The sequence below is a fragment of the Pseudomonas sp. TH39(2020) genome (genome assembly GCF_016650715.1).
Taxonomy (GTDB): Bacteria; Pseudomonadota; Gammaproteobacteria; order Pseudomonadales; family Pseudomonadaceae; genus Aquipseudomonas; species Aquipseudomonas mandelii_C.
Window position 1 is genome coordinate 794,760 of the sequence record NZ_JAEKFF010000006.1, and the last position, 19,420, is coordinate 814,179.

Genomic DNA, 19,420 nt, shown 5'->3' on the forward strand with positions numbered 1-19,420 from the left:
ATTATGAGTACCGACGAACAACTGGTGGAAAATAGCCCGGCCCGGTTTGCCACCTCGACCGTGAGCGAGAGCAGGATTGATATACCCGGCGCCCTCACGGTGATCGAAGGCGCGGATGTCGGCATCAACCGAACGCTGGCCCGTGGCAACATCAATGGTATGGCAATCGTTATTCCCCCCACACAAGTCTTCGTCGGTGACCGGGTGGAAGTGTTCATTCGCCACCCGACCTCGCCCGCCCTGTCGATCATCTGGTTCACAGTGCCAAGTGACTATAACGGCGATCCGCTCTTGAGAAGAATCCAGGTCAATGACATTCCCGAGGGTTTCAGTACCTGGTTCTACCGAGTCAATAACGTGGAGTCGGGGCATCTTGAGGTGTTCGTCAAAACCGAACTGCCCGGGGGCATCGACCCACAACCGGAATACCCGGGCCACAGGTTATTGCGGGCCCCCGTCATTACTCCGTCGATCATCGACGGCACACAGGACGTCATTGTCACCGTGGCGCCCTGGCAAGGCATGCGCCACAACGATACCGTAGCGTTTCAGTATGTCGACTGGCGCATCGCACACCAGGTTCTAAAGTCCGAGATCGGTCAATCGGTCGAGCTCACGATTTCCCAAGAAATGATCGCGGCCGACGGTAGTGGCCAGGCCTTGCTTCAGTACTGGGTAACAGACGAGGTGGGCAACATGGCCTCTGACCACTCCATCGGGTTGATGGTCGACATCCAGGGCGCCGACCACGCAGAACGCCTGCCCGCCCCGGTGGTGTCCGAAACCGATCAGGACAACGCCATCTACATGACTGCGCTAGGGGCCAACTCCGTCAGCGTGACGGTCGCAACCCCAGCCTCGGTCTTTGCCCCAACGGATGTGGTGGAACTCGACTGGCGAGGCGAGCCCCGTGCAGGCCTGCCCCAGCCGTTCACCGACTCTCAGACTGTTGCCTCCCAGACAGCGCTGACCTTCAAGGTGTCCAACGCCGTGGTCCAGCGCCTGGCCGGTGGTTTTGCCAACGTGGCGTATACGCAAGTCACCGCCAGCGGCGAACGCCGACGCTCGAAATACGTCCAGGTCTTCATTGTCGGCAACACCCGCAGAATCGATTGACTCCCATTACCCACCTATTCAGAGGTAATCCGCCATGAGCGTTTTCAACACACCCGACGCCCCCGTCAAAGCACGGCAAATTGACCTGCTTCCCCCTCTGCCAAAACCCGGCGATATCAGAGTCAATAGCATTGATCCGCTCTTGATATCCGGGTTTATCCCCAACCTGCCAGCAGATGAGGGTGTCCACGGTGGTATCAATCGACTCGCGTTTCTGGACGGAAAAGGCCAGCCAACAGAGCTGAATGTAGTTATCGACCCGTGGCTCAGCATGTCGGAAGGCGATGAATGGATTATTGAAGCGATCTACTCGCCGGGGAACCCGATCACACTTGTGAGTGACACTGTCAATGTCACTCAAGTGGATAATCGGCTGTTCCCGACCATCAAAAAGGATCAGTTGCCCGACGGCGTGTGCGAGCTGCTTGTCGGCGTACGCAGAATCAGCAATGTCGGGGGCGACTACGAACGCTCAGATCCACTGACGGTACTGATCAAAACCACCCTGCCCGGTGGACCCGACCCGGATGAGAAGGAGCCTTACCATCAGGGACTGGCGCCTATCGAGGTGGAGCGGGACATCCTCGATAACGGCGTTACCAAGGATTATCTGGACGAAAACAACGGGGTGCCCATCACCATCGCGCCCTACGAGAACATGCGCAAGAACTCCACCATTTTTGTCCTGTGGGGAGATATAGAGATCAAGCTACCCCTGGTCACTACCGGCCAGGTTGGCAAGCCCATAAAGTTCACGATCCCTAAAAGCATCCTGACAAACCTGCCCCCCGTAAATCCTTTGCTGCTCACTTATCGCCTTCAGGACGTGGTGGAGAATCACAGCGCTGCCAATGCGCCTCCGATCTTCTTCCTGTTCGACCCTGCGCTCGTGCTGCTCGAAGCCCCGGTTATCGACCAGGCGGATGGCGATCAACAGCTCGACCTTGATGCACTGCTCGGTGAAGACGTCGAAACAATTGTAACTTCGTCGAAGGTCCGTTTTGAATCAGGAGACGTGGTGGACCTGAGCTGGCGGGGCGTCAGCGCTGGTGGCCGCAAGGTCCCCGTGGATATGCAATGGAAACCCACCGCACAAACCCGCTCTCACTCGTTCATGATTGACTATTACCCGGTCCACCTGATTGCTCGAGGTTTCGCCAAAGTCGACTACCGCCTGACCCAAGCCGCCACGCCCGCCACCCCGCGCTATTCACGCACGACCTACGCCAAAATGATCGGCATGCCCCTGAAGCTGGCGGCACCTGAGGTGCCTGAAGCCAAAGGGGGGTCTGTCGCGATAGACACCGACCCGGCCCACGTGATCGTGAAAAGCCATCCTGGCGCCATAATTCTCGACGATCTCATTCTCGTTTACTGGTACGTCATAACAGCGTCAGGCATTGAAGATCTCTACATAACGTCCAGCATCGTTGGCGAGGACATGGTGGACAAGGACATCGAGTTCACCGTACCCAAAGACCATATTGAAAAATGGGAAGGGGCCAAGGTACTGGTCGAGTACACCGTCCGCCGCACAGACACTGAAGACGTGGGCTCTCAAACCCTGGTGCTGGAAATCGGCGACATCACGGCCCAATTGCCGCCACCGGAAGTCAACGACGCGAAAGACGGTGTGTTGATCCCCGAAGATGTACCCAACGGTGCCGTGGTCACCATCAAACCCTATCCCGGCATGCGCGCCCTGCACATCATCAGGCTCGACTTCATCGGGGCCAACCAGCAGGACTCCTGGTCGTCACCGCCCATAGAGGTGCAGCCTGCAATGGTGGGCATAGACTTTACGCAAACCGTGCCCTTCGAGAAACTGCGAGCCAATCGGAACAACACCGTCGAGCTGGTCTATACCGTCACCAACCCCTTTACCAAAACCCAACGGGTCTCGGAACGGCTGCGATTGAACATCGGCTCGCCGATTCCGAACCCGGACATCACTGAAGTCAAAGACGGCAACGGCAACGACATTGCGCGCAACAGCCAGACATTCGCCACCCGTGCAACACTGACGGGCACTGCCGGGGTGAGTGTCCCCGTAGAACTGCGCAACCACGGCGTGATTGTCGCCACACCAACCTCCACCGACGGGCGCACCTGGTCAGACACCCTCACCACCCTGGCGCCGGGCTCGTACAGCTTCACCGTGCAGACCCCCGGTACCAATCGACCCTCCGCTATCTGGGCCTTTACCGTGCAGGAAGCGCAGACACCGACCATTACCTCCGTCACGGCCGGTGGCCGCCTGGTACCCGATAACGGCGCCACTTACTACCAGAGCGACACCATCATTCAAGGCACGGCAAGCCCGGGACAGCAGGTCGATGTCTATGATGGCGCTGCCAGCCTCGGGCGGTTCCCGGTTACAGATGCCGGCGTGTGGACAGTCCCTGCGCGGGGGTTCGCAGTGACCAGGCATGTCATCACGGCACGAACGATCGATGGTTCCAAACAATCGCTGCCACGAGCTTTCACCGTCCAGCAAGGACTGCTGAAAGACACTGCGGACTTCAATTACAGGGCCTGGCAAGGCTGGGTCTGGGGCGGTGCAGGTGCTGCTAGTGACTTTTCATTTTACGTGGGCGCCGGGAGGAACTATTACGCGCTGAACAACTACACCAATACGATGCGTTCACATGGTGTGGTGCTACAAAAGTCCTTCTCTAACCTGCAACCGGGGGCCCGCTACCTGTACCGATTTGCCGTAGCCCGAATGGATGGCCGTTACGACTATCCGGTGCTTCGTTTGCGTACCAGCACAGGTGCCGCAACGCCTAATCGGACGATTAGCGAATTTAACTTCATTGTTCTTGAGTTGTCTTTCATTCCGAGCGCTCCTGAAGTAACGCTTTATCTCGACAACGGCCAGCCCAGCGGCAACGGCAACGATTACGACATGGCCTGGGTCGATCTGAGCAAGGTGAATTAAGCAGTAAAAACCCGCTGACCGTTAACCGGTCAGCGGGTTTTGTTTTGCCGGGAGTATCTTTGTATGACGAGGGCTTAGGCCAACTGACTGCGCAACTGCCGCGCCGCCGCCACCATGTTCACCAACGCCGCCTCAGTCTCCGGCCACGCCCGGGTCTTCAACCCGCAATCAGGATTCACCCACAACCGCTCAGCCGGAATGCGCTTCACGGCTTTGCTCATTAATTTCACCATCTCGGCCGTGTCCGGCACCCGTGGCGAGTGGATGTCATACACGCCCGGACCGATGTCGTTCGGGTAGTCGAACGCTTCGAAAGCCTCCAACAACTCCATGTCTGAACGCGAGGTTTCGATGGTGATCACATCGGCGTCCATCGCCGCGATGGACTGAATCACATCGTTGAATTCGCTGTAGCACATGTGGGTGTGAATCTGGGTTTCGTCCCGCACACCGGATGCGCTCAGGCGGAAGGCTTCCACCGCCCAGTCGAGGTACTCCTGCCATTGCGCCCGACGCAGCGGCAGGCCTTCACGGAAGGCAGCTTCGTCGATCTGCACGATCTTGATGCCGGCGCTTTCCAGGTCCACCACTTCGTCACGCAACGCCAGCGCCAACTGCTGCGCCTGGATTTTGCGCGAGACGTCTTCGCGCGGGAACGACCACATCAGCATGGTCACGGGACCGGTGAGCATGCCTTTCATGACCTTGTCGGTCAGGCTCTGTGCATAGGTGATCCAGTCGACAGTCATGGCCTTCGGACGACTCAGGTCGCCGTAGATAATCGCCGGTTTCACGCAGCGCGAACCGTAGCTTTGCACCCAGCCAAAACGGGTGAACAGGTAGCCGTCCAGTTGCTCGGCGAAGTACTCGACCATGTCGTTGCGTTCGGCTTCACCGTGAACCAGCACGTCCAGGCCCAGGCGTTCCTGAACTTGCACGGCATGGCGGATTTCGCTGTGCATGGCGTCGGTGTAATCGTTGGCCGACAGCTTGCCCTGCTTGAAGGCCTGGCGTGCCAGACGAATCGAACCGGTCTGCGGGAACGAGCCGATGGTGGTGGTTGGGAATGCCGGCAGTTTCAACCGCGTACGTTGCTGCTCGATGCGTTTGGCGAACGGCGAGTGACGTTGGCTGTCTTTGGCGCTGATGGCGTTAATGCGCGCTTGGACTTCGGCTTTGTGAATGCGCGGCGACTCGGCGCGGCTGGCCTGAATCGAGCGGCTTTCGGCGAGGGCGGCTTGTACCTTGGGGGATTGCGGGTCGTTCAGGGCATCGCGCAGCACGGCGATTTCGCCGCACTTCTGCACAGCGAATGCCAGCCAGCTTTTCAGTTCCGGGTCGAGTTTGTCTTCGCGATCCAGATCCACCGGGCTGTGCAGCAACGAGCAGGAACTGCTGACCCACAGGTTGTCGCCAAAGCGTTCCTGGGCCGGCTGCAGTTGAGCGAGGACTTGCTCCAGTTCGCAGCGCCAGACGTTGCGACCGTTCACCAGGCCTACCGAGAGAATCTTGTAGGTCGGCAGACGATCCAGCACCTGGCCGAGTTGATCCGGCGCCCGCACCGCATCGATGTGCAGGCCTTGCACCGGCAGGCTGACGGCCAGGCCGAGGTTGTCTTCCAGACCACTGAAGTAGGTCGCCACCAGTTTTTTCAGCGGCGAGTATTGAAGAATGTGATAGGCGCGTTCGAAAGCGTTTTTCCAGGCCTGTGGCAGGTCAAGATTCAGGATCGGCTCGTCGATCTGCACCCACTCAACGCCTTGAGCGGCGAGGCGACCGAGGATTTCGCCGTAGATCGGCAGCAGGCGTTCCAGCAGGTCGAGCTTGTCGAAGTCATTGCCTTTGGCTTTGCCCAGCCACAGGTAAGTCAGTGGACCGATGATCACCGGTTTGACGTTGTGGCCGAGGGCCTTCGCCTCGTCGACTTCGTCGAACAACTGTTCCCAGCTCAGCTTGAACTGCTGGTCAGCGGTGAACTCCGGGACCAGGTAGTGGTAGTTGGTGTCGAACCATTTGGTCAGTTCCTGGGCGTATTGCGCCTTGCTGTGTTCGCCGCCGCAGCAGGCCGCCGTGGCGCCACGGGCCATGGCGAACAGGGTGTCGAGGGTTGGCAGGCCGCGGGAATCTTTGGCACTGTCGAAGCGCTCGGGGATTACACCGAAGGTCAGGGAGTGAGTCAGTACCTGGTCGTACCAGGCGAAGTCGCCCACGGGCAGCAGGTCGATGCCGGCGTCTTTCTGCAGTTGCCAATGGGTGGCGCGCAATTGGCGGCCGACGCTTTTCAGCGCGTCCTGATCCAGATCGCCCTTCCAGTAGGATTCGAGGGCTTTTTTCAGTTCGCGGTCAGCGCCGATGCGCGGGAAACCAAGAGTGTGGGCCAGAGCCATGGTGAGTTTCTCCCTATAAAAGATGTCGTAAAACATGGCGCTATTGTCGACAGCCAACCCAACATGAGACAAACTCAACCTTTTCGTGTTGATCACAAGTTTTCCTCATGGAGCCCCCGGTGCTTGAAATCCGTCACCTGAAGACCCTGCACGCCTTGCGCGAAGCCGATAGCCTGGTGGATGCGGCCGACCGCTTGCACCTGACGCAGTCGGCCCTGTCCCACCAGTTCAAGGAGCTTGAGGAACGGCTGGGGATGCCACTGTTCGTGCGCAAGACCAAACCGGTGCGTTTCACCAGCGCCGGTTTGCGTCTGCTGCAACTGGCCGACGCGACCTTGCCATTGCTGCGCGGCGCCGAGCGCGATATCGCGCGGCTGGCCGGTGGCACCGCCGGGCGTTTGCACATGGCGATCGAGTGCCACAGTTGCTTTCAGTGGCTGATGCCGACCATCGACCAGTTCCGCGATGCCTGGCCGGAAGTCGAACTGGACCTGGCCTCAGGGTTCTCATTCGCCCCGCTGCCTGCGCTGGCCCGTGGCGATCTGGATTTGGTGGTGACCTCCGACCCGCTGGAACTGGCCGGGATCACTTACGTGCCGTTGTTCACCTATGAAGCGATGCTCGCGGTCGCCAATCAGCACCGTTTGGCGAACAAGGCCTACATCGTCCCGGAAGATTTGCTCACCGAAACGCTGATCACCTACCCGGTGGAGCGTGATCGGCTGGACATCTTCACCCGTTTCCTGGAACCGGCCGATATCGAACCGGCGCAGGTCCGCACATCGGAACTGACGGTGATGATGATGCAATTGGTGGCCAGCGGTCGCGGTGTGTGCGGCATGCCCCATTGGGCGCTGCATGAATACAGCTCACGGGGTTATGTGAAGGCCAAGCGGCTGGGCGAGAAAGGTTTGTTTGCGACGCTGTACGCCGGGATTCGCGCCGACATGCTGGATGCGCCGTACATGCGCGACTTCCTGCTGACGGCCAAGGACACGTCGTTCTCGACACTCGACGGCGTCAGCGCCGTTCGCTGACACACCACAATCCCTGTGGGAGCGAGCCTGCTCGCGAATGCGGTGTGTCATTCAGTAAAGATGTTGAATATCAGATCGCAATCGCGAGCAGGCTCGCTCCCACAGGGGATCTTCGTGGTTCTTAGATTTCGCGCCACATGTGGATCTTGTCGAAGTAGTCTTCGCCGACGCGCACCGCCAGAGGTTCGAGACCAAACTGGATGAAGCCGCAACGCTGGTACAGGTTGAACGCGGCGTCATTGCCGGCGGTGACGGTCAGCTGGATCAGCTTCAGACCCTTATGGTCCTGCGCTTCAGCCAGGGCGGCCTGCACCAGGTGATAACCGACCCCGCGCTGCCGGACCTTGCCCGACACGTACATGCCAAACAATGTCGCCTTGTGCCGGGCTTTTTCCCGGGGCTCGAACGCCAGGCCGACGATGCCCGCCAGCTCACCGTCTTCGAACGCGCCGAACACCACGTCCAGCTTGCTGGTCAGGCGTGATTCCCACCAACTCAACGGCATCACGGCGCGTTCGCGCACGCTGGAGGTAAATGCCTGGGGATGCAGGTCATAGGCTTCGAGCATCAGCGCCCGATAATCCAGAGCATGACTGGCATCAAGCCGTTCAATCCACATTTCAAGCCATCCGTCGTTGTTCCAGCATCAGTCGCACCGCCAGTGCCGACAGCACGAACCCCATGAAATAGCGTTGCACCGCCAGCCAGGACGGGTTGTTGACGAACCAGGAGGCGATGCCCGCGGCAAACAGCGCGATCAGCAGATTGACGCTGAAACTGACGCTGATCTGGGTCAGACCCAAAGTGATGCTTTGAGTGAACACCGAGCCATGCTCAGGTGTGATGAACTGCGGAAACACCGACAAATAAAACACGGCGATCTTCGGGTTCAGGGCGCTGGTCAGAAAGCCCATGGTGATCAGTTTGCGCGACGAGTCCGGCGGCAACTGCTGCGCTTCGAACGGTGAACGTGCACCCGGTTTGACGGCTTGCCAGGCCAGCCACATCAGATACAGCGCGCCGGCCCATTTCAGCACTTCGTAGGCCATCGGCACCGCCAGAAACACCGCGGTCAAACCGGCAGCCGCTGCGAACAGGTGCACGAAAAACCCCGCGACCACACCAAGCAACGAAGTCACACCGGCCTTGCGCCCCTGGCAGATCGAACGGGAGATCAGGTAGATCATGTTCGGCCCCGGCGTCAGCACCATCAGCAATGCGGCAGCGGCGAAAATCAGCAAGTCTTGAAGCGGGATCATGGGCAGTCCTTTGTCCGGGAATAATCAGGCAGTTTCGGTTAACAAAGCACGATAAAACGGCAGGATCAGGTCCCGTGTCAATGGCGCCAGCGTGACACTGCCGTCAGTGGCCGGGTCGATCCAGCGCACCTCTTCGATCTCCGCCGCAGGCGATACGTCTGAATCGATGGTCAGCTGAAAGAGTTCGGCCTGGACGGTAAAACCCGGCTCATTGGCGGCCGGTGCCGAGAATTGCCCGAGATAAGTGGCGTGTGCCGGGTCGATGACCAGCCCCAATTCTTCTTCCAGTTCACGGGCCAGCGCGTGGACCGGTTGCTCATGGGCTTCGATCTTGCCCCCCGCCTGCATGAACGCTTCGGTGCCGCGCTTGCGGACCAACAGCGTGCGACCGTCCGGGCCGATCAACAGGGCAGCGGCGATGCGGATGAGGCGGGGTGAAGCAGCGGATGAAAGGGTCATGGATCAGGATTGGCCTTGGGGAAAAAGCGCAAGGATCACATGAGTCTCGGTGCGTCGTCACGCCGAAAAAAGCATCTACCAAGCCCTCTGTGGGAGCGAGCCTGCTCGCGATGAACGAAGATGCGGTGTACCTGAAAAACCGCGTTGTCTTCATCGCGAGCAGGTCGGACCGCCGCACCGTCGCTCCCACATTGGACGAGTACAGCGCCTAGACCTCACTGGCCTCGAGAACCGCAACGTCTTCCGGCACCTTCACGAAAATGCTGTATTTCGCGCCCTCCATGGCTTCGAAGGCGATCAACTTCTCCACCAGCGGCCCATTCAACACCTTGCCGGCATTGAGCAGCAGCATGCCGTTGTCGGCATTGAGGTTGCGCGCCAGGATCATGCCCGCCGTCACTTCCCGTGTGGTCAGCACTTTGACCGACGGATCGGCCAACGAGACATCGCTCAGGTACGCGGCACAGACCTGGATGAAATCCTCCACCATCTCGGGGTCGTAGAGCCGTCCGGCATAGCTGCGGATGTAAACCAGCGCTTCATCGCTGTTCATCTGCCTCTCGAGGATCAGCCCGCGTTGCAACTCGATGAAATCCACCGCCAGTTTCAACAGCCGCGAACCGAACGGAATGGCCTCGCCCTTGAGCCGGTCGGGGAAACCACTGCCGTCCCAGCGCTCCTGGTGGTAAAGAATCAGACGAGCGGCGTCCTTCATCGGGTCGAGCGTCATCAACAGCGATTCGCTCTGCTTGGGATAACCGCGATAGCGCTCCCGATCGCTGTGATGCAGCAGGTCCGCGGGCGCGGTCATCATGCTGTCGGTCCAGCTCAGTTTGCCAATGTTGTAGAGCGCCGCGGCCATGGCCAGGTCGCGGCTGGTGCCCTCGTCCAGGCCATGAAGTTTGCAGTAGACCCGCACCAGCTCGATGATCTGGCGGTTGGTCTGCTTGGCCGGCGGCAGGCGCAGGTTGGCCAGCAGCGAGAACACCTCGGTGCCGGTGACATAGCTGTGCTTGAGTTCTTCGTAGGCCAGGTCGAGCATGTCGGCGGTCTGCTGGAGTTCGGCAGTGCGGGCGGCGACGTGTTTTTCCAGGGTGATGTTGAGCGACTTCAACTGGTCGTTCTGCAGCCGGGTCAACTGCTCCAGACGCTGGCGTTCGCGCTCGGAGTGTTGATGAGCCAGGGCCTGGCGCAAGGTCAGGAGCATTTCCTCATCGTTCCAGGGTTTGCTGATGTAGCGGTGAATCTGCCCTTCGTTGATGGCTTTGATGATTGTCGGCATGTCCGCGTAGCCGGTGAGCAGAATCCGGGTGGTCGTCGGGTATAGCTGATGGATGCGGGCCAGCAGCGTGGCGCCGTCCATGTTGGGCATGCGTGCGTCGGTCATCACCAGGTCGATGGACTGTTGCACCATGATCTCCAGCGCCTGGGCACCGCTGGTGGCCAGCAGCACCTCGTAGGGCTGGCCGCGTAACAGGCGACGCAGGCTGTTGAGGATTGACTCCTCGTCATCGACCAGCAGCACCTTGGGTTTATCGTTCAAAGTCGTGGGGAGTTGCTCTTCCATGGCGTCACCTCAAGTGAAACGGGCACATCGTTGTGGCAGGCCCCGAGGCAAACATCCCCTATTGCCGGAGCCTGACCTACAGGCTAGATGATTTTCAGCCCGCCAACGGAAATGATTCAGCTCATTGAGTTGCGCGAAGTGCGGGACAGACGACTATGCTCAGCTGACTCGGATCCATAATCTGTACGTTCGGCCAGGTGATCAGGGAAAGGAAGCCCCCTATGAGAAAACCGCATCAAACTGCTGCCGGTACTGGCGTATGTCGATAAATACGCTGCTGGCGCGGACCAACCGACGGATTCTCATCGTCGACGACACAGCCTCGATCCATGCGGACTTCGCCAAGATCCTCAGTCCGCCATCGATCGATGACGACAGCCTGATCAGCGCCGAAAATGCCCTGTTCGGCACCCCTGCTGCGCTATCGCTGCAAAGCTTTGTGCTCGACTCGGCGTTTCAGGGCCTCGAAGCCCTGGACAAGGTCGAGACGGCGCTGGCCAACGACATGCCCTACGCCATGGCCTTCATCGACATGCGCATGCCGCCGGGCTGGGACGGGCTGGAAACCATCGAACGGCTGTGGCAGGTCGATCCCAAGCTGCAAGTGGCGCTTTGCACCGCTTATTCCGACTATTCCTGGGAAGACATCGACGAACGCCTGGAGCTGGGCGATCGCCTGCTGATTCTGAAAAAACCCTTCGATGCCATCGAAATCCGCCAGATGGCCAGCGCCTTGACGGCCAAGTGGCAAATGACCGAAGACGCAGAGCTGAAGATGTCGCTGCTCGAACAGGCGGTCGAAGAACGCACCCGAGAGCTGTCCGACGCCAACATCATCGTGCAGAACAGCCCCACCATTCTGTATCGGTTGCGCGGCGAGCCGTCGTTTCCGTTGATGTATATCTCGCACAACATCACCAAATACGGTCATGTTGCGGCGAAACTGGTCGCCTCGGCCAACTGGGCCCAGGAACTGATCCATCCTGATGATCAAACGAAGGTCGACACCGCCATGGCCCGGGTGCTGGACCGTCATGCGGCAGGCGCTTCCATCGAATTCCGGATGCGCACTGGCGAAGGCGCCTGGCGCTGGGTCGAAAACCGCTACATCCCGGTGCGCGACGATGAAGGCCGTTTGCTGGAAGTCGAAGGCATCATCATCGACATCACTGAACGCAAAGTAGCCGAAGAGAAAATCGCCCTGCTGGCCCGCACCGACGGGCTGACCGGACTGGCCAACCGTGCGACGCTGATCGAGCGGTTGCACCAGGCATTCGCCGCTGCTCGTCGGGGGGCGGCACCGTTCGCCATGTTTTACCTGGACCTGGATCACTTCAAACGCATCAACGATACCCTCGGCCATCCGGTGGGCGACCTGTTGCTGCAAGAGGTTGCACGCCGGATCAAGGCCTGTGTGCGCGAAAACGATGTGGTTGCCCGCCTCGGCGGTGACGAGTTCGCGATCTTGCAGCTGGACGTCGGCGACCCGACCCAATCCGCGGCCCTGGCCGCCAAGATCCGCGACACGCTGGTACTGCCCTACTCCCTGGCCGGCAATGACGTACGGGTCTCGGTGAGTATCGGCATCAGCAGCTGCACCCCGGAAAGCACCAGCGCCGATGGTCTGCTGACCCAGGCCGACATGGCGCTGTATCGCTCCAAGGAAAAGGGTCGCAACCAGTACCACTTCCACTCCGAGGAGATCAATCAGGAGGTGGTCGAACGCATGACCATCGCCAGCGACCTGAGAGCGGCCATCGAACACCAAGAACTCGAACTGCATTACTGGCCGGAAGTAGACCTGAGCAGCGGCAAAATCCTCGGCATGGAAGCGCAGGTCAGCTGGAACCACCCTGAGCGCGGTTTACTGGAAGCCTCGGCGTTCCTGCCCGCGGCGGAAAAGACCGGCACCATCGTCGCGCTCGGTCACTGGGTGCTGGATCGCGCCTGCCAGCAAATGCGCCAATGGCGCGACGAAGGCATGGCGCCACCGGTGATTGCGATCAAGCTGTCCCTGGCCCAACTCAAGACTGGTCCCGAACTGATCTATGACGTGCTGCGCACCACCGCACGCTGGGAACTCTGCCCCTGGGACCTGCGCTTCGACGTCACGGAAGCGACGCTGGCCCAGACCAAATGGACCCACAACGATGTGCTGCCGCGCCTGCGTGAACTGGGGGTGAAGATCGCCATCGACGACTTCGGCACCGAGTACTCCTCGTTCGACTACCTCAAGACCTACCAGGTCAATCACCTGAAACTCGCTCAGGCCTTCATTGACACCGCCGCCCGCGATCCGGCCAGCGCGAACACCTTGCGCGCCATCATCAACTTCGCCCGTGAAGTCGGGATCGGCATCATTGCCGAGGGCGTCGAAACCCAGGAGCAGCGCAGCTCGCTGATGGCCACCGGTTCACCGATGAACGCCCAGGGTTACTTCTTCAGCAAAGCGGTCAGCAGCCAGCAGGCCGCCGAGCTGCTGAAGGCCGGCAGCATCGTGCCCCCGAACCATGACATCGGGTCGATCCTGGACAACCCGCCACACTCCACGGAGGACAAAGGATGAAAACGCCTTTCGTGCGGACCAACCGGCGCATCCTGATCATCGACGACACGCCCTCGATTCATGAGGATTTTCGCAAGATCCTCGGCCCTGAGATTGAATGTGAACAGACCCTGGCCGGCGCTGAAGAAGCCTTGTTCGGCACCGTGCAGCTTGATCGGCTGACGTTCCAGCTCGACTCGGCCTATCAGGGCCAGGAAGCCCTCGAACTGGTCAAACGCGCACGGGCCGAAGGTCGCCCCTATGCCATGGCGTTCACCGATATGCGCATGCCACCGGGCTGGGACGGCCTGGAAACCATCGAACAACTGTGGAAGGCCGACCCTCACCTGCAAATCGCGTTGTGCACGGCCTATTCCGATTACACCTGGGAAGACATGGCCGAACGGCTGGAGTTCGGCGACCAGTTACTGGTGCTGAAAAAACCTTTCGACAGCCTGGAAATCCGCCAGATGGCCAGTGCCCTGACCTGGAAATGGCAGATGGCGCAGGACGCGGCGATGAAGGTCCTGAGCCTGGAACAAACCATCGAGGCGCGGGTCCACGAATTGCTCAAGGTGTCGCACCTGTTGCAGTACGACGTACTGACCGAGCTGCCCAACAGCACGTTGCTCGGTGACCGGTTGAACCAGTCACTGGCCCTGTCCCGGCGCCATGACAAGCAACTGGCCGTGATGTTTCTGGGCCTCGATCGCTTCAAGCGCATCAACAATGCCCTGGGTCATCCGGCCGGTGACGAAATGCTTAAACAGGTCGGGCGCAATCTGGTGGCGACGGTGCGCGAGTCCGACTCGGTGTTCCGCTACGGTTCCGATGAATTCGTGGTGATCCTCGCCGATGTCCGCCACCCCCAGCAGACCAAGGGCATCGCCGAAAAACTCTTGAACGCCATCCGCGCGCCGCAGCACATTGCCGGCCACGACCTGATCGTGACCGCCAGCCTGGGCATCAGCATTTACCCGGACGACGGCTTCGATGCCATCGCGCTGATCAAGAAAGCCGAAACCGCGATGCGTAACGTCAAGGAAAGCGGCCCGAACGATTTCAGTTTTTTCATCGACGAGATGAACCAGCGCGCCCGGGATCAGCAAAGCATCGAGAGCGGCATTCGCCTGGCGTTGGAACGCAACGAATTTGTCCTGCATTACCAGCCCAAACTGGACCTGGTCAGTGGCCAGGTGGTCGGTGCCGAGGCGCTGATCCGCTGGCAAAAACCGGGGCACGGTCTGGTCTACCCATCGGACTTCATCAGTATTGCCGAAGACAGCGGTTTGATTGTGCCGTTGAGCAAATGGGTGCTGGCCGAGGCGTGTCGACAAGCCTGCGCCTGGCAGGCTGCGGGACTGCCGAAGATCTGTATGTCGGTGAACATGTCGGCCATCGATTTCCGTCAGCGGGACTTTGTCGACAGCATCGAACAGACACTCAAACAAACAGGTCTGGAACCGGCCTTGCTGGAGCTGGAAATCACCGAAGGCGTGTTGATGCAGAACGTCGAAACCACGGTGAACGCCCTGACCCGGCTCAAGGTGATGGGCGTACGACTGGCCATCGATGACTTCGGTACCGGTTATTCCAGCCTGAGCTACTTGCGGCGTTTTCCCATCGACGTGCTGAAAATCGACCAGTCGTTCATTCGCGGCTTAAGCAGCGACAGCAACGACGCCGCGCTGGTCAGCGCCATCATCAGCCTGGGCCGGAGCCTCAAGCTGACCATCATTGCCGAAGGGGTGGAAACCCTCGAACAACTGGATTTCCTCAAGGCCCATCAATGCGAGGAAGGCCAGGGTTTCTACTTCAGCAAAGCCGTGGAGCCGGACGCCTTCGTCCGGTATCTGGGGTCGCTGAAGCCCTCTTCATCCGCCGCCACGTGAACGATGCGCAACGACACACAGGCCCTACGCCAAGGAATCATCAGATGTCGCCTTCCTTTCACCGTCTGCTATTGGCGCCGTTGTTCGGGTTCTGCCTGAGCGCTGGCGCCGCGCCGCTGGATGAACCGCTCAAACCACTGCCGGCGGTGCCCCAGCAGAATCCGCTGCGGATCGAGCTCGGTCGCCAGTTATTCAACGAGACACGCTTGTCAGTCAACAACTCACTGTCCTGCGCCAGTTGTCATCGACTCGAAAACGGCGGTGCCGACAACAAGGCGTTTTCCATCGGGTTCAACGGCGTTCCAGTGACACTCAACACCCCCAGCGTATTCAACTCCAGCCTGAATTTCCGGCAATTCTGGAACGGCCGCGCCGACACCCTGGAAACCCAGATCCACGGCGTGGTGCAAAGCCCCAGTGAAATGGGCAGTAATTGGGAGCATGTGGTGCAGACGCTGACCGCCGATGCGGCTTATCAGACCTCGTTCGCCAACGCCTACCCGGACGGGGTGACCATGAACAATGTGCAGAATGCCCTGGCCACCTATGAACGCACGCTGATCAGCGCCAACTCGCGTTTCGACCAATACCTGCAAGGCGATACCGACATTCTCACCCTCGACGAGAAATACGGTTACCAACGCTTCAAGGACTACGGTTGCATCGCCTGCCACCAGGGCGTCAACATCGGCGGCAACATGTTCCAGAAGTTCGGGGTCATGGGCGACTACTTCGAGACTCGGGGCAACCCCACCGAAGCCGACCTGGGCCGCTATCTGGTCACCAAAGACGAAGAGGACCGCAACGTGTTCAAGGTCCCGAGCCTGCGCAACGTCGCCGTGACCGCGCCGTACTTTCATGACGGCTCGGCCAAAACCCTCGAGGACGCGGTGGACGTGATGTTCAAGTTCCAGCTCGGACGTGTTCCTTCCGCCGAGGACAAGACCCTGATCATCAAATTCCTCAAGACCCTGACCGGTGAATGGGGAGGCAAGCCCTTATGAAAACGTCCAACCGCGGCAACCTGGCGTTGCTTTGTGTCGTGGCCCTGATGCTGGCTTCGGTGCTGCTGTTCCTGTACCTCAAATCCAGCTCGAACCAGACGACGACCTACGCCGAATCCCGGGACTTGATCGGCCGGATCAAGCAGCTGAACGCACAATGGGAAACCGAGATCCTCAAGGCCAGGATCGCCATCAGTCACAACTACGATCCGTTGGTCACACCGCTGACCGAGATAACGAACCTTTGGGAGCGGTTCGACACGATGGAGTCGAGCCATGGCCGCAACGACTCGCCCGCCTGGCGCACCAGCCATGATGCGTACCTGAGCGCCATTCAGGAAAAGACCCGCTTGGTGGAGCAGTTCAAGTCTCACAACGCCGTGCTGCGCAACTCACTGGCGTTCCTGCCCACCGCCGAGGACGACATTCAGGAACAGCTGGCCCGGTTGGCGGACGAAGACAAACTGCAACTTCAGAACATCGCCACCGATACGTATGACTTGTTGCTCAGCAGCCTGGAGTTCGCCCAGGTCACCTCCGATGACAAGGCCGCCGACATCCTGTTGGGGCTGAACAAAATGGGGGTGAACAAACAGCGTCTACCTGAACAGTTCAACAGTCCGATCGATATTCTGAGCAACCATATTTCACTGATCCTGCGTGAGCAGCCGGTGGTAAATCGTTTGCTGGAAAACATCGAAGCCGTTCCCGTGGCCGAACGCCTGGACGACATGACCGACCTGCTGAACACCGACCAGCAACGGACCGATGCGGTCGACCAGCGCTATCACTTCTACATGCTGTTGTTTTCGGTGCTGCTGGTGTTGCTGCTGGTGTACCTGGCGATTCACCTGATGCGCAGTTTCACCGTGATCAATCGCGTCAACAAAGCCCTGCAAACCGCCAATGACGACCTGGAGCTGCGGGTTGAAGAACGCACCCGCGAACTCAAGGATACTCAGAGCGAACTGCTCGACACCGCGCGTCAGGCCGGCATGGCCGAGATCGCCACCAATGTGCTGCACAACGTCGGCAACGTGCTCAACAGCGTGAACATTTCGGCCGACCTGGTAAGCCGCAAACTGCGCGGCAGCAAAGCGCAGGGCCTGGGTAAGGCCATGCAGCTGATCAACGATCATCCAGGCGACCTCGGCACCTTTCTGACCGAGGACGCGAAAGGCAAGTTGCTACCGGGTTACCTGAATCAACTGGTGGACGCGATAGCCCTGGAACAACAAAGCATGACCGAGGAGCTGGCCCAGCTGACCAAAAGCGTGGACCACATCAAGGACATCGTCGCCACCCAGCAATCCTACGCGGGCGCCAACAGCCTGATGGAACCGCTGCACATCAGCGAGTTGCTGGAAGACGCCCTGCGCATGAACTCTGGCGCCCTGACCCGACACCACGTCCAGGTGATCAAGGAATACAGCGACGTGCCGCAGGTCATGGGCGACAAACACCGGCTGTTGCTGATCCTGATCAACCTGATCAGCAACGCCAAATACGCCATGTCCGACCTCAGCAACCGCCCGCGACAAATGACCCTGGGGGTCAAAATTGTCGAAGACAAGACCCTGCAAGTCAGCGTCAAGGATGACGGCGAAGGCATCGCCGAGGAAAACATGACGCGCATCTTTGCCCACGGTTTTACTACCCGCAAGGAAGGCCATGGCTTCGGCCTGCACAGCTGCGCCCTGGCCGCCATCGAAATGAACGGCCACCTCACCGCCCATAGCGACGGACCGGGCAAAGGAGCGATGTTCACGCTGCAGATCCCGCTGAAAACCGTACCGGAGGAAGCATGAGCGAGCTTTCTAACCGACGCATTCTGCTGATCGATGACACCCCGTCCATTCACGTGGACTTCCGCAAGATTCTCACGCCCATGCCGGAGCAGACCGTCGAACTGGACGAGATGGAGGCCGCGCTGTTTGGCAACGAAGTGAAATCAACCCGTGCGCTGTTCGAGCTGGACTCGGCCTATGGCGGCCAGGAAGGCCTGGGCAAACTGAACGAAGCGTTGCAGGAAAACCACCCCTACGCCCTGGCCTTTGTCGACATGCGCATGCCCGAGGGCTGGGACGGTGCGCAGACCATCGAACATTTGTGGCAGGCCGACCCGCGTCTGCAAGTGGTGGTGTGCACCGCCTATTCCGACTATTCCTGGGATGAATTGCTCGATCGATTGAAAGCGCATGACCGGCTGCTGATTCTGAAAAAACCGTTCGACAACATTGAAGTCCAGCAGATGGCCAACACCCTGTTGACCAAATGGGACATGACCGAACGGGCCAGCGTGCAGATGGACCATTTAGGTCAGATGGTCGAGCACCGAACCCGGCAACTCACAGACGCCAGCGTTGAGTTGCAGCGGGAAATCGACGAGCGCAAACAGCTTGAAACCCAATTGGTGCAATCGGAAAAACTCGCTTCATTGGGGCAACTCGCGGCGGGCGTCGCTCATGAAATCAACAACCCCATCGGCTTCATTTCCTCCAACCTCGGCACCCTCGATGGCTACTTCAAACATCTGCAGGAAATGCTCGACGCCTATCGGGATGCGGAAGAGGCGATCGGCTCCAGCGAGCTCGTCGAGCGTTTGAACCAACTGCGCGAACGGGTCGAGCTGGAGTTCCTGCGCGAGGACATTCCACTGCTGATCAAGGAATCCAAGGACGGCATCAACCGGGTCGGGCAGATCGTCAAGGACCTGAAGGACTTCTCCCGGGTGGACTCCAATCAGGAATGGCAGTGGGCCAATCTTCAACAGGGCATCGAGTCGACCTTGAACATTGTCGCCAACGAACTCAAGTACAAGGCCGATGTGCTCAAGGAATATCAGGCGTTGCCCGACATCGAGTGCCTGCCTTCGCAAATCAATCAGGTGATCATGAACCTGATCGTCAACGCCTCTCAGGCCATCGGCCCAGAGCGCGGCACCCTCACCTTGCGCACCGGGCTGGAAGCGGAAACGGTGTGGATCGAGGTCGAAGACACTGGCGCCGGCATCGCGCCGGACTGCCTGCAAAAAATCTTCGACCCGTTCTTCACCACCAAACCGGTGGGCCAGGGGACAGGGCTGGGGTTGTCCCTGTCCTATGGCATCGTGAAAAAACATCGGGGGGATATTACGGTGCGCAGTGAAGTCGGCGTGGGGACCACGTTTCGGGTCCAGTTGCCCGTGCACCAGACAAAACCGGCCGCCTGAAC

13 protein-coding genes and 1 pseudogene are annotated in these 19,420 nt (G+C 59.5%); 9 read left to right on the forward strand and 5 right to left on the reverse strand.

What is annotated here, in order from left to right:
- Positions 1-3 precede the first annotated feature (3 nt).
- Positions 4-1,116, forward strand: a complete 1,113-nt coding sequence (locus JFU47_RS11700; RefSeq protein WP_201183071.1) for a hypothetical protein — start codon at positions 4-6, stop codon at positions 1,114-1,116.
- A 34-nt stretch (positions 1,117-1,150) separates the two neighbouring features.
- Positions 1,151-4,057 (forward strand): hypothetical protein, encoded by a 2,907-nt coding sequence (locus tag JFU47_RS11705; protein ID WP_201183072.1) that lies wholly within the window; start codon positions 1,151-1,153, stop codon positions 4,055-4,057.
- A gap of 74 nt (positions 4,058-4,131) precedes the next feature.
- Here JFU47_RS11705 and metE read toward each other — a convergent pair whose 3' ends face one another.
- Complete coding sequence (metE, locus tag JFU47_RS11710) at positions 4,132-6,444, reverse strand: 5-methyltetrahydropteroyltriglutamate--homocysteine S-methyltransferase (protein WP_201183073.1); 2,313 nt, start codon at positions 6,442-6,444, stop codon at positions 4,132-4,134.
- 119 nt (positions 6,445-6,563) lie between these two features.
- Between metE and metR the strand changes: the two genes are divergently transcribed.
- Positions 6,564-7,481: a transcriptional regulator MetR gene (metR, locus tag JFU47_RS11715; protein ID WP_076028480.1), complete on the forward strand. Its 918-nt coding sequence runs from the start codon at positions 6,564-6,566 to the stop codon at positions 7,479-7,481.
- A 121-nt stretch (positions 7,482-7,602) separates the two neighbouring features.
- Here metR and JFU47_RS11720 read toward each other — a convergent pair whose 3' ends face one another.
- The 4 genes from JFU47_RS11720 to JFU47_RS11735 all read right to left on the reverse strand — a co-directional run bounded on the left by JFU47_RS11720 (position 7,603) and on the right by JFU47_RS11735 (position 10,766).
- Complete coding sequence (locus JFU47_RS11720; protein ID WP_201183074.1) at positions 7,603-8,100, reverse strand: GNAT family N-acetyltransferase; 498 nt, start codon at positions 8,098-8,100, stop codon at positions 7,603-7,605.
- Between the two features lies 1 nt (position 8,101).
- On the reverse strand, positions 8,102-8,740 hold the full coding sequence (locus tag JFU47_RS11725) for a LysE family translocator (protein ID WP_033057445.1): 639 nt from the start codon (positions 8,738-8,740) through the stop codon (positions 8,102-8,104).
- A 24-nt stretch (positions 8,741-8,764) separates the two neighbouring features.
- The gene (locus JFU47_RS11730; RefSeq protein WP_201183076.1) at positions 8,765-9,199 is read right to left on the reverse strand and encodes an NUDIX hydrolase; all 435 of its coding nucleotides are present in this window, start codon (positions 9,197-9,199) and stop codon (positions 8,765-8,767) included.
- A 208-nt stretch (positions 9,200-9,407) separates the two neighbouring features.
- Positions 9,408-10,766, reverse strand: a complete 1,359-nt coding sequence (locus JFU47_RS11735; protein WP_201183077.1) for an HD domain-containing phosphohydrolase — start codon at positions 10,764-10,766, stop codon at positions 9,408-9,410.
- Between the two features lie 259 nt (positions 10,767-11,025).
- Between JFU47_RS11735 and JFU47_RS11740 the strand changes: the two genes are divergently transcribed.
- The 6 genes and pseudogenes from JFU47_RS11740 to JFU47_RS33590 all read left to right on the forward strand — a co-directional run bounded on the left by JFU47_RS11740 (position 11,026) and on the right by JFU47_RS33590 (position 19,418).
- Positions 11,026-13,332 carry a putative bifunctional diguanylate cyclase/phosphodiesterase gene (locus JFU47_RS11740; protein ID WP_201183078.1) on the forward strand — a complete coding sequence of 769 codons (2,307 nt, stop codon included), beginning with the start codon at positions 11,026-11,028 and terminating at the stop codon, positions 13,330-13,332.
- On the forward strand, positions 13,329-15,203 hold the full coding sequence (locus tag JFU47_RS11745; protein ID WP_201183079.1) for a putative bifunctional diguanylate cyclase/phosphodiesterase: 1,875 nt from the start codon (positions 13,329-13,331) through the stop codon (positions 15,201-15,203). The genes JFU47_RS11740 and JFU47_RS11745 overlap by 4 nt, the downstream gene beginning before the upstream one ends.
- 44 nt (positions 15,204-15,247) lie before the next feature.
- Complete coding sequence (locus JFU47_RS11750; RefSeq protein ID WP_201183080.1) at positions 15,248-16,207, forward strand: cytochrome-c peroxidase; 960 nt, start codon at positions 15,248-15,250, stop codon at positions 16,205-16,207.
- A complete protein-coding gene (locus tag JFU47_RS11755; RefSeq protein ID WP_201183081.1) occupies positions 16,204-18,015 on the forward strand; it encodes a DAHL domain-containing protein in 1,812 nt (603 codons plus the stop codon). The genes JFU47_RS11750 and JFU47_RS11755 overlap by 4 nt, the downstream gene beginning before the upstream one ends.
- 590 nt (positions 18,016-18,605) lie before the next feature.
- Positions 18,606-18,692 (forward strand): annotated as a pseudogene (locus JFU47_RS33585) (hypothetical protein); the annotation flags it as partial.
- Positions 18,693-18,749: 57 nt separating this feature from the next.
- On the forward strand, positions 18,750-19,418 hold the full coding sequence (locus JFU47_RS33590; RefSeq protein WP_430539730.1) for an ATP-binding protein: 669 nt from the start codon (positions 18,750-18,752) through the stop codon (positions 19,416-19,418).
- Positions 19,419-19,420 lie beyond the last annotated feature (2 nt).

Coding starts and splice junctions, on each gene's coding strand:
- JFU47_RS11700 (WP_201183071.1), top strand. CDS start 4: ATGAGTACCGACGAACAACTGGTGGAAAATAGCCCGGCCCGGTTTGCC.
- JFU47_RS11705 (WP_201183072.1), top strand. CDS start 1,151: ATGAGCGTTTTCAACACACCCGACGCCCCCGTCAAAGCACGGCAAATT.
- metE (WP_201183073.1), bottom strand. CDS start 6,444: ATGGCTCTGGCCCACACTCTTGGTTTCCCGCGCATCGGCGCTGACCGC.
- JFU47_RS11720 (WP_201183074.1), bottom strand. CDS start 8,100: ATGTGGATTGAACGGCTTGATGCCAGTCATGCTCTGGATTATCGGGCG.
- JFU47_RS11725 (WP_033057445.1), bottom strand. CDS start 8,740: ATGATCCCGCTTCAAGACTTGCTGATTTTCGCCGCTGCCGCATTGCTG.
- JFU47_RS11730 (WP_201183076.1), bottom strand. CDS start 9,199: ATGACCCTTTCATCCGCTGCTTCACCCCGCCTCATCCGCATCGCCGCT.
- JFU47_RS11735 (WP_201183077.1), bottom strand. CDS start 10,766: ATGGAAGAGCAACTCCCCACGACTTTGAACGATAAACCCAAGGTGCTG.
- JFU47_RS11740 (WP_201183078.1), top strand. CDS start 11,026: ATGTCGATAAATACGCTGCTGGCGCGGACCAACCGACGGATTCTCATC.
- JFU47_RS11745 (WP_201183079.1), top strand. CDS start 13,329: ATGAAAACGCCTTTCGTGCGGACCAACCGGCGCATCCTGATCATCGAC.
- JFU47_RS11750 (WP_201183080.1), top strand. CDS start 15,248: ATGTCGCCTTCCTTTCACCGTCTGCTATTGGCGCCGTTGTTCGGGTTC.
- JFU47_RS11755 (WP_201183081.1), top strand. CDS start 16,204: ATGAAAACGTCCAACCGCGGCAACCTGGCGTTGCTTTGTGTCGTGGCC.
- JFU47_RS33590 (WP_430539730.1), top strand. CDS start 18,750: ATGCTCGACGCCTATCGGGATGCGGAAGAGGCGATCGGCTCCAGCGAG.